The 11,389-nt window shown below is 74.5% G+C and carries 1 pseudogene; it reads left to right on the forward strand.

Annotated features, from left to right (window positions below):
• Positions 1 to 164: 164 nt before the first annotated feature.
• Positions 165 to 11,312 (forward strand): annotated as a pseudogene (locus ACF062_RS29010) (type I polyketide synthase); the annotation flags it as partial.
• Positions 11,313 to 11,389 lie beyond the last annotated feature (77 nt).

The raw sequence follows: 11,389 nt of genomic DNA on the forward strand, positions 1-11,389 counted from the left end.
CGGCTCCGACCAGCGCCTTCCCGCGGGCGCACGCACACTTCCGTCTCACCCTCGGGGGACACGCAAGCATGGATGACGCCAAGAAGCTCCGCCACTTCCTGACCCGGGTCACAGCCGAGCTGAAGGAGACCCAGTCGCGGCTGAAGGCCGTGGAGTCGGCCGGCAGCGAGCCGGTGGCGATCGTCGGGATGAGCTGCCGCTTCCCCGGCGGCGTCACCTCGCCCGAGGACCTGTGGCGGCTGCTGTCCGAGGGCGGCGACGCCATCACGGGCCTGCCCGCCGACCGCGGCTGGGACCCGGCATCGCTGATCGACGTGAGCGGCGAGCGCCCCGGTTCCTCATACGTCGCCGAGGGCGGTTTCCTGCACGACGCCGGGGAGTTCGACGCCGACTTCTTCGGGATATCCCCGCGCGAGGCGCTCGCCATGGACCCGCAGCAGCGGCTGCTCCTGGAGGCCTCCTGGGAGCTCTTCGAGCACTCCGGCATCGCGCCCGACACCCTGGAGGGCAGCAGGACCGGCGTCTTCGTCGGCTCCAGCTTCCGGGACTACGGCAGCAGGCTGCCCGCGATCCCCGAAGAGGTCGAGGGCCACGCCATGACGGGCACCGCGGGCAGCGTGGCCTCCGGGCGCATCGCGTACACCTTCGGCCTGACGGGTCCCGCGGTGACGGTGGACACGGCGTGCTCGTCGTCGCTGGTGGCACTGCACCTCGCGGTGCAGGCGCTGCGGCAGGGCGAGTGCACGATGGCGCTCGCGGGCGGCGTCGCGGTGATGTCGACGCCGGACCTCTTCACGGAGTTCAGCCGCCAGCAGGGCCTGGCTCGGGACGGCCGCTGCAAGGCGTTCGCCGCAACCGCCGACGGCATGAGCGCGGCGGAGGGCGTGGGCCTGCTGCTCGTCGAGCGGCTCTCGGACGCACGCCGCAACGGCCACCAGGTGCTCGCCGTGGTCCGCGGCTCGGCCGTCAACCAGGACGGCGCCTCCAGCGGTCTGACCGCGCCCAACGGCCCCGCACAGCAGCGCGTGATCCGGCAGGCCCTCGCGAGCGCCGGGATGAGGACTTCCGACGTCGACGTGGTCGAGGCGCACGGCACCGGCACGGCCCTGGGCGACCCCATCGAGGCCCAGGCGCTTCTCGCCACGTACGGCCAGGACCGTGAAGTACCGCTCCAGCTGGGTTCGTTGAAGTCCAACATCGGCCACACGCAGGCCGCCGCCGGCGTGGCGAGCGTCATCAAGATGGTCGAGGCGATGCGGCACGGCGTGGTGCCGAAGACGCTGCACGTGGATGAGCCGACGCCGCATGTGGACTGGGCCTCGGGCGCGGTGGAGCTGGCGACCGAGGAGCGTCCGTGGCCGGAGACGGGCCGGGTGCGTCGCGCGGGTGTGTCGTCGTTCGGTGTGAGCGGCACGAACGCGCACGTCATCCTGGAGCAGGCCCCCGAAGCCGGGGTCGGGGTCGGGGTGGGGTCCGGTCCGGTTGGGCTGGTGGCTGGTGGTGGTGTGGTGCCGTGGGTGCTTTCGGGGCGGTCGGCTGCGGGGTTGCGGGGGCAGGCGGAGCGGTTGCGGGAGTTTGTTGCGTCGTCCGAGGCTTCGGTTGCTGATGTGGGGTGGTCGTTGGCATCGTCGCGGGCGGGGCTTGAGCATCGGGCGGTGGTGCTTGGTTCGGGTCGTGAGGAGTTGTCGGCGGCGTTGGAGGCCGTGGCGGCGGGTGAGCCTGCCGAGGGTGTGGTGTCCGGGGTGCGGGCTGGTGAGGGTGACGGGGTGGTGTTCGTCTTCCCTGGTCAGGGTTCGCAGTGGGCCGGGATGGCGACCGAACTTCTGGACTCGTCGCCGGTGTTCGCGCACCGCTTCACCCAGTGTGCGGCTGCCTTGGCGCCGCATATCGACTGGGTGCCCGTGGATGTTCTGCGGGGGGAGCCGACGGCGCCGTCACTGGACCGTGTGGACGTCGTCCAGCCGATGCTGTGGGCGGTCATGGTGTCGCTCGCCGAGGTGTGGCGTGCTTCCGGGGTCAAACCCGCCGCTGTCATCGGGCATTCGCAGGGTGAGTTGGCGGCTGCGGTGGTGGCGGGTGTGCTGTCGGTGGAGGACGGTGCGCGGATCGTCGCGTTGCGCAGTCAGTTGATCGGGCGGGAGTTGGCCGGTCAGGGCGGGATGGTGTCGGTGCCGTTGGCGGAGGCCGCGGCGGTTGAGTTGATTGGGCCGTGGAGTGGTCGCATCAGTGTGGCCACGGTCAATGGCCCGCAGTCGACGGTGGTTGCCGGTGAGGCTGCGGCGTTGGATGAGTTGCTGGCCGTGTGTGAGCGTGATGGTGTCAATGCGCGGCGAATACCCGTGGATTACGGGTCGCATACGCCGCAGGTGGAGCAGTTGAGGGACGCGTTGCTGGAGCTGGCCGCTCCGGTGACGGCGCGTTCTGGTGACGTGCCCATGTATTCGACGGTGACGGGTGAGTTGTTGGCGGAGGGTGTGGCGGATGCGGAGTACTGGTTCCGTAATCTGCGGCAGCCGGTGCGGTTCCACGACACGGTGCGGGGGCTGATTGCTTCGGGGCATACCGCCTTTGTCGAGGTGAGTCCGCATCCGGTGCTGACGTCGCCGGTCGAGGAGACTGGTGAGGCGGTGGGTGTGGATGTGTTCGCGGGTGGCACGCTGCGGCGTGAGCAGGGCGGCATCCGGCGCTTCCTGACTTCTCTTGCGCAGGTGTGGGCGCATGGTGTGGAGCCCGACTGGCGGGCCGTGTTCGCCGGTACGGACGCGCGGCGCGTCGAGTTGCCCACGTACGCCTTCCAGCGCCGCCACTACTGGCTGGACGGCGCCGCCGGAACCGCCGAGGTGTCCGGGGCGGGTCTCTCCGCGCTCGGCCACCCGCTCCTCGCCGCGGGCATCGCGCTCGCGGACGGCGAGGGGCACCTCTCCACCGGCCGCATATCCCTGCACACCCACCCCTGGCTCGCCGACCACACGGTGCTGGGCCGGGCCCTCGTGCCCGGCGCCGCCGTGCTCGAACTGATGCTGCGGGCGGGCGAGAGCGTCGGCTGCGAACTCCTCGACGAACTCGTCCTGCACGCCCCGCTGGTCGTGCCGAGCGGCGACGCGGCGGTCGACATCCAGGTCGCCGTCGACGCCCCCGACGAGCAGGGCCGGCGCGCGGTGCGGCTGCACTCCCGCGCCGTGCGTCCGGGAGAGGAGGACGACGGCGCCGAGTGGATCTGCCACGCCGACGGACTGCTGACCGCCGCACCCGCCGCGACCGCCGCACTCGCCGACGAGCAGACCGCGGCCGACACCGCCTGGCCCCCGGCCGGCGCCGAGGCCGTCGACATCGACGGGCTCTACGAACGCCTGGCGGCCACCGGTTACGGCTACGGTCCGGCCTTCCAGGGCATACGCGCGGTCTGGCGGCGCGGCGACGAGCTGTTCGCCGAGGTCGCGCTGCCGGAGGGCGCCGAGCGGGACGCCGGGCGCTTCGGGGTGCACCCCGCGCTGGTCGACGCCGCGTTGCAGACGCGCCTGGTGACGCTGCTGGATGGCGACGGTGAGCGGATGATGCCGTTCTCCTTCGCCGGGGCCCGCCTCCACGCGACCGGCGCCACCACGGCACGGGTCCGGCTGACGCCGACGGGCGCCGACTCGCTCGCGGTGCGGCTGACCGACGGCACCGGCCTTCCCGTGCTCACCATCGACACGCTCACCTCGCGGCCGCTCACCACCGACGCCCTTGCAGGCCAGAGCGTCGATTCGCTGTACGAGGTCAACTGGGCGCCTCTGCCGGGAGGTTCAGGCGATGTGACCGACGCTCCCGGGGCGATCGTGGTCCTTGGTGACGCTCTGTCGGAACTCGGGCTGCCGCGCCATGCCGACCTCGCCGCGCTCGCCGAGAGCGTCCGGGGCGGCGGCGCCGTTCCCGCGGCCGTGCTCCTGCCCTGCCCGCAGCCGTCGGCCGCGGACACCCCCGCCGCCGTACGCGAACTGCTGGCCTCCGTGCTCGCCACCGCGCAGGAGTGGCTCGGCCTGGCCGAGCTGGAGGAGGCGCGCCTCGCCGTGGTGACCCGCGCCGGCGCCGCCACGGCGCCGGGCGAGCGGCCCGACCCCGGGCAGGCCGCGGTGCAGGGCCTGATCCGCACCGCGTATTCCGAACACCCCGACCGCTTCCTGCTGGTCGACCTGGACGACACCCCGGCCGACGCCCCCGCCCTGACCGCCGCGGTCACCGGGGCGGTGGCCGCGGGCGAGTCCGTGGTTGCCCTGCGCGGCCACACCGCGTCCGTGCCACGGCTCGGCCGGGTCTCCTCCGCCGGCGCCGGCACCCTGGCCCTGCCCGACGCGGACGTCTGGGGCGTGGACCTGGACACGGGGGGCACCCTTGACGGGCTGCGCCTGGCCCCCGCCCCGCGCGCCGCCGAGCCCCTCGAAGCGGGCCGGGTGCGCGTCGCCGTACGCGCCACCGGCGTCAACTTCCGGGACGTCCTCGTGGCGTTGGGCGTCGTGCCCCACACCGAGGCACTGTTCGACAGCGAGGGCGCGGGCGTCGTCACCGAAGTGGGCCCCGGCGTCAGCGGGTTCGAGGTCGGCGACCGCGTCATGGGTCTGCTGTCCGGTTCGTACGCGGGCCCCTCGGCGGTGGCCGACAGCCGCATGCTCGTCCCGATGCCCGACGGCTGGTCCTTCGCACAGGCGGCATCCGTGCCCGCGGCGTTCCTGACCGCCTACTACGCGCTGTACGACCTCGCCGGGCTACGCGAGGGCGAGTCCCTGCTCGTCCACGCGGCCGCGGGCGGCGTCGGCATGGCAGCCGTCCAGCTGGCCGGGCACCTCGGTGCCGAGGTGTACGCGACGGCGAGCGAGGCCAAGTGGCCCACCGTGCGCGCCACCGGTGTCGACGCCGAGCGGCTCGCCTCCTCGCGCGGCCTGGACTTCGCCGACCGGTTCCTCCGGCGGAGCGAGGGGCGCGGCGTCGACGTCGTCCTCAACAGCCTGGCCCGCGAGTACGTGGACGCCTCGCTGCGACTGCTGCCGCGCGGCGGCCGGTTCGTCGAGATGGGCAAGACCGACATCCGTGACGCCGATGAAGTGGCCGCCGCCCACCCGGGTGTGCGCTACCGGGCCTTCGACCTCGGCGAGGCGGGCGCCGACCGGCTCGGCGAGATGCTCACGCACCTGGCCGAACTCTTCGGCCGCGGTGAGCTGACGCCGCTGCCCGTCACCGCCTGGGACACCCGACAGGTCCCCCAGGCCTTCCGGCACATGAGCCAGGCCCGCCACACCGGCAAGGTCGTCCTGACCACCCCGCGCACCGCCCTCGACGGCACCGTCCTCGTCACCGGCGGCACCGGCCTCATCGGCTCCGCCGTGGCCCGCCACCTGGTCACCGCGCACGGCGTACGGGACCTCGTGCTCACCAGCCGCCGCGGGCGGGAAGCGCCCGGCGCCGGGGAGCTCGCCGCCGAACTGACCGGGCTCGGTGCCACCGTGCGCGTCGAGGCCTGCGACGCCGCCGACCGCGCGGCCCTCGGCACGCTCCTGGACGGACTCGACGGGCTCTGCGGCGTCGTGCACGCCGCCGGAGCCCTGGACGACGGCGTCGTGTCCGCCCTCACCCCCGAGCGCCTCGACACCGTGCTCCGTCCCAAGCTGGACGCCGCCCGGAACCTCCACGAGCTCACCCTCGGCCGCGACCTCGCGCTGTTCGTGCTCTTCTCCTCGGCCGCCGGCGCCCTCGGCTCCGCCGGACAGGGCGGCTACGCGGCGGCGAACTCCTTCCTCGACGCCCTCGCGGAACAGCGGCGCGCCCAGGGCCTGCCGGCACACTCCCTCGCCTGGGGACTGTGGGCCGACCGCAGCGCCATGACCGGCGCGCTCGGCACCGCCGACCTCGACCGCATGCGGCGCGCCGGCATCCGGCCGCTGGCCACCGAGGAGGGACTCGCCCTCTTCGACGCCGCCGTGCGCCTCCCGTACCCGTACACCGTTCCGGTCCGCCTCGACATCGCCGCGCTGCGCGAGCAGCGGCCTCCCGCCCCGCTGCTGCGCGCCCTCGTACGCACCACGGCCAAGCGCGCCGCCGCCAACACCCCCGCCGCGGGCGGCGACGGGCTGCGCGGGCGCCTCGCCGCGCTGGCCCCCGCCGAGCGCGACCGCGAGCTGACGGAGCTGGTGCGCGCCCAGGCCGCGCTGGTCCTCGGCCACGGCTCCGCCGAGGCGGTGGAGGTCGACCGGGCCTTCCGCGACATGGGCTTCGACTCGCTGACCGCCGTCGAACTGCGCAACCGCATCGGCTCCGCCACCGGACTGCGCCTGCCCGTGACCGCCGTCTTCGACCACCCGACCCCCGCCGCGCTCGCGGCCGAGGTGGGCGCGCGGCTCGGCGTCGACTCCGGGGCCACGCCGCAGCGCGCGGTCCCGGTCGCCGCGCCGGCCGCGGTGTCCGACGACGACCCGGTCGTCATCGTCGGCATGAGCTGCCGCTTCCCCGGCGGCGTCGACTCTCCCGAGGCGCTGTGGCAGCTGCTCACCGACGGGCGTGACGCCATGGGCGACTACCCCACCGACCGCGGCTGGGACTCCGTCGACCTGCACAACCCCGAGACACCGGAGCTGCGCTTCGCGAAGGTCGGCGGATTCCTGCACGACATGGCGGACTTCGACCCCGGCTTCTTCGGGATGTCGCCCCGCGAGGCGCAGGCCACCGACCCCCAGCAGCGCCTGCTCCTGGAGGCAACCTGGGAGGCGCTGGAGCGGGCCGGCATCGACCCGGGCGCCCTGCGCTCCACGCCGACCGGCGTCTTCACCGGCCTGATCTACAACGACTACGCCGCGCGCTTCCCCGACCTGCTCAGCGGCTACGAGGGCTACCTCGGCAACGGCAGCGCCAACAGCGTCGCCTCCGGCCGCATCGCCTACACGCTCGGCCTCGAAGGCCCCGCGATCACCGTCGACACGGCGTGCTCGTCCTCCCTGGTCGCCCTGCACCAGGCCGCGCACTCCCTGCGCAACGGCGACTGCACGCTGGCCGTCGCCGGCGGCGTCACCGTCATGTCGACCCCCCGCCCGATGGTGGAGTTCAGCCGCATCAGCGGCCTCTCGCCGGACGGCCGCTGCAAGGCGTTCTCCGCCGAGGCCAACGGCATGGGCTTCGCCGAAGGCGTCGGCATGCTCGTCGTGGAGCGGCTCTCGGACGCCCGCCGCAACGGCCACCGGGTCCTCGCGGTGCTGCGCGGATCCGCCCTCAACCAGGACGGCGCCTCCAACGGCCTGACCGCGCCGAGCGGCCCCGCGCAGCAGCGCGTCATCCGCCAGGCGCTCGCCAACGCCGGACTCACCGCCGCCGACGTCGACGCCGTCGAGGCGCACGGCACCGGCACCCCGCTCGGCGACCCCATCGAAGGACAGGCGCTCCTCGCCACCTACGGCCAGGACCGCCCCGAGGACAAGCCGCTGCTGCTCGGCTCGGTGAAGTCCAACATCGGACACACCCAGGCCGCGGCCGGTGTCGCGGGCGTCATCAAGATGGTGCTCGCGCTGCGCCACGGCGTCGTACCGCGCACCCTGCACATCGACGAGCCCACCTCGCACATCGAGTGGGACTCCGCCGGCGTGCGGCTCGCCGACGCGCACGTGCCGTGGCCCGAGACGGGCAGGCCGCGGCGCGGCGCCGTCTCCTCGTTCGGCATCAGCGGCACCAACGCCCACGTCATCCTCGAACACGCCCCCGAACCCCGGCCCGAGACGGTCGAGGCAGCCGATGCGGATGAGGCGGCCGAGGCAGTCGCGGCCGCCGAGGACACCGGTGTCCACCTGCCGTGGGTGATCTCCGCCAAGAGCCCGGAGAGCCTTCGCGAGCAGGCCCTGCGGCTGCACGCCCACGTGAGCGCCACCCCCGGGACGGCCGCCGTCGACATCGCGCACTCGCTCCTGACCACCCGGGCCCGCTTCGAGCACCGCGCCGTCGTCATCGGCCGCGACCGCGAGGAACTGCTGACACGCCTCGCCGCGTTCGGCCGCGGCGACGAGAGCCCCGGAGTGATCCAGGGCACCGCGGCACGCGACACCCGGACCGCGTTCGTCTTCCCCGGCCAGGGATCGCAGTGGGCCGGCATGGCGACCGGACTCCTGGACAGCTCCCCGGCCTTCGCGGAGCGGTTCGGGGAGTGCGCGGCCGCGCTGGCGCCGCACATCGACTGGGTGCCCGCGGACGTACTGCGCGAGCGCGAGGGAGCTCCGTCGCTGGACCGGGTGGACGTGATCCAGCCGATGCTGTGGGCCGTCATGGTCTCGCTCGCCGAGGTGTGGCGCGCGCACGGCGTCGAGCCCGCCGCCGTCGTGGGCCACTCCCAGGGCGAGCTGGCGGCCGCCGTGGTCGCGGGCGTGCTCTCCCTCCAGGACGCGGCGCGCATCGTCGCGCTGCGCAGCCGGCTGATCGGGCGCGAACTGGCGGGGCAGGGCGGCATGGTCTCCGTGCCGGTCGGCGAGGACACGGCGCGGGAGCTGATCGAGCCCTGGGCGGGCCGGATCAGCGTCGCCACGATCAACGGCCCGCAGTCCACCGTCGTCGCCGGTGAGGCAGCGGCCCTCGACGAACTCATGGCCGCCTGCGAAGGCGACGGCGTACGGGCCCGCCGCATCCCCGTGGACTACGGCTCCCACACCCCGCAGGTCGAGCGGTTGCGCGAGGCCCTCCTCGACCTCGCCGCACCCGTGACGCCGCGCCCCGCCCAGGTGCCGATGTACTCGACCGTCACAGCGGAGCTCCTCGCGGACGGCGCGGCCGACGCCGAGTACTGGTACCGCAACCTGCGCGAGCCCGTCCGCTTCCAGCAGACCGCGCAGGCCCTGGCCGACGCGGGCCACGGCGTCTTCGTCGAGGTCAGCCCGCACCCGGTCCTCACCGCCGGCATCGAGACCAGCCTCGCGGACCGCGCGGCCGCCCCCGTGGTCGCGGGCACCCTGCGGCGCGACGACGGCGGCCGCGGCAGGCTCCTGACCGCCCTCGCCGAACTGTTCGTCGCCGGCGCCCCCGTGGACTGGTCGAGCACCTTCGACGGCGGCAGGGCCGTGGACCTGCCCACCTACGCCTTCCACCGGCAGCGCTACTGGCTGGACGCCCCCGCGCCCGCGCAGGGCACCACGGGCTCCGGCACCGACGCCTTCTGGACGGCCGTCGACGGCGGGGACACCGAAGAGCTCGCCGCCGCGCTCGGCGTGGCGGACGACTCCGTGCGCTCCTCGCTCGCCACCGTCCTGCCCGCGCTCTCCGCCTGGCACGGCAAGCAGCGCGAGGAGTCCGCCGTGGACGCCTGGCGCTACGGGATCGAATGGACACCGGTCCAGGACACCCGGGCCCGCCTCACGGGCACCTGGCTGCTCGCCGTGCCCGAGCAACGCGCCGACGACCCCACGGTGCTGGCCATCGGCGCGGGCATCGAGCGCCGCGGCGCCACCGTCCGGCGGGTCCTGCTCCCCGCCGAGCACGCCGAGCACGCCGCCCCCACGGGCGAACTCCCGTACGTCGCCGAGATCTCCGTACGACTGCGTGCCGTCGAAGGACACGAGCAGGCGGCCGGAGTCCTCGCGCTGACCGGGGACGACGAGGACTCCCACCCGGCACACCCGGGCGTGCCCCTCGGCTTCACCCGCACCCTCGGGCTGATCCAGGCCCTGGCCACCACCGCCGTCGCCGCCCCCATGTGGTGCGTCACCAGCGGCGCGGTCACCACCGGCGGCGGCGCCGAACTCACCGCACCCCGGCAGGCGATGGTGTGGGGCCTCGGCCGGGTCGCGGCCCAGGAGTACCCGGACCGCTGGGGCGGCCTGATCGACCTGCCCGCCCAGCCGGGGGAGCGGGACATCGACCGGCTCTGCGCTCTGCTGACCGGCGAGACGGGCGAGGACCAGCTCGCGGTGCGCCCCTCCGGCGTCCGCGCCAGGAGGCTGGTGCGCGCCGCCGCCTCCACGGGACGCGGCGGCTGGCGGACTCCCAAGGGCACCGTCCTGATCACCGGCGGCACCGGCGCGCTCGGCGGCCACATCGCGCGCTGGCTCGCCGGACGCGGCGCCGAGCACCTGCTGCTCCTGAGCAGGAGCGGCGAGCAGGCGGAGGGCGCGGCGGAGCTGCGGGCCGAACTGACCGCGGCCGGGGCCCGGGTGACCATCCGGTCCTGTGACGCGGGCGACCGCGACGCGCTGGCGGCGGCACTGGCCGCCATCCCCGAGGAGCTGCCGCTGACCGCGGTCTTCCACACCGCGGCCGCCCTGGACGACGGCCCGCTGGAGACCCTGACCGTGCCCCGCGTGGCGGCCTCGCTCCGCTCGAAGGCCGGCGCCGCCTGGAACCTCCACGAGCTGACCACGGACGCGGACCTGTCGGCGTTCGTCCTCTTCTCGTCCACGGCGGGCACGTTCGGCGCCGCGGGCCAGGGCAACTACGCGCCCGGCAACGCCTATCTGGACGCGCTGGCCTGGTACCGCAGGGCCCGCGGCCAGGTGGCGACCTCCATCGGCTGGGGCGCCTGGGACCAGGGCGGCATGGCGGAGAAGGACGCCGTCGCCGACCTGCGCCGCAGGCACGGAGTGCCGCTCATGTCGCCGCGCCGCGCCACCCTCGCCATGGAGCGCGCCCTGGCGGGCGACGACACCTTCGTGGTCCTCGCCGACATCGAGTGGGACAAGTTCCAGCTCGCCTACACCGCCGCACGGCCCAGCCCCCTGCTGTACGGCCTCGCGGAGGTCCAGCGCCCCCAGGAGGCGGCGGGGGACGGGCCGGGCACCGGCGGCACGGCCGGCCCCGCGCTCGCCGAACGCCTGCGGGGCCTCGCCCGCAAGGAGCAGGACCGGGTGCTGCGCGAGGCGGTCCGTACCCACGCCGCCGCCGTGCTCGGCCACGACGGGGCCGAATCGGTGCCGCTCGCCCGACCGTTCGGGGAGCTCGGCCTTGACTCGGTGACCGCCGTGGAGCTGCGCAACCGGCTCGGCAACGCGGTCGGCCACAAGCTGCCCGCAGGCCTCATCTTCGACTACCCGACGGTCGCCGACCTCGTCGCCTACCTGCACGACCTGCTGTGCGGCGACGCGACGTCCACCAGCCCGATCGTCGCCGAACTGGAGCGGCTGGACGTCGAGTTGGCGACCCTGCGGGACGACGACCCGGCCAGGGGAGAGGTGGCGGAGCGCCTGGAGAAGCTGCTGCGCCGCGTCAGCCCCGACTCGGTCGTCACCTCGGGCGGCGGGGCCGCGCAGGGCTGGGACCTGGGGGCCGCCTCCCAGGACGAAGTGTTCGCAATGATCGACGAAGAGCTGGGGGAGTCGTGATCCGGACCGGCCGGACGCCCTGCGCGCCGCCCTTGTGACCCGACCCGGAACACGACTGCCGACCCTTTAGTGCGCAA

The organism is Streptomyces sp. NPDC015345, from assembly GCF_043078805.1.
Classification (GTDB): domain Bacteria; phylum Actinomycetota; class Actinomycetes; order Streptomycetales; family Streptomycetaceae; genus Streptomyces.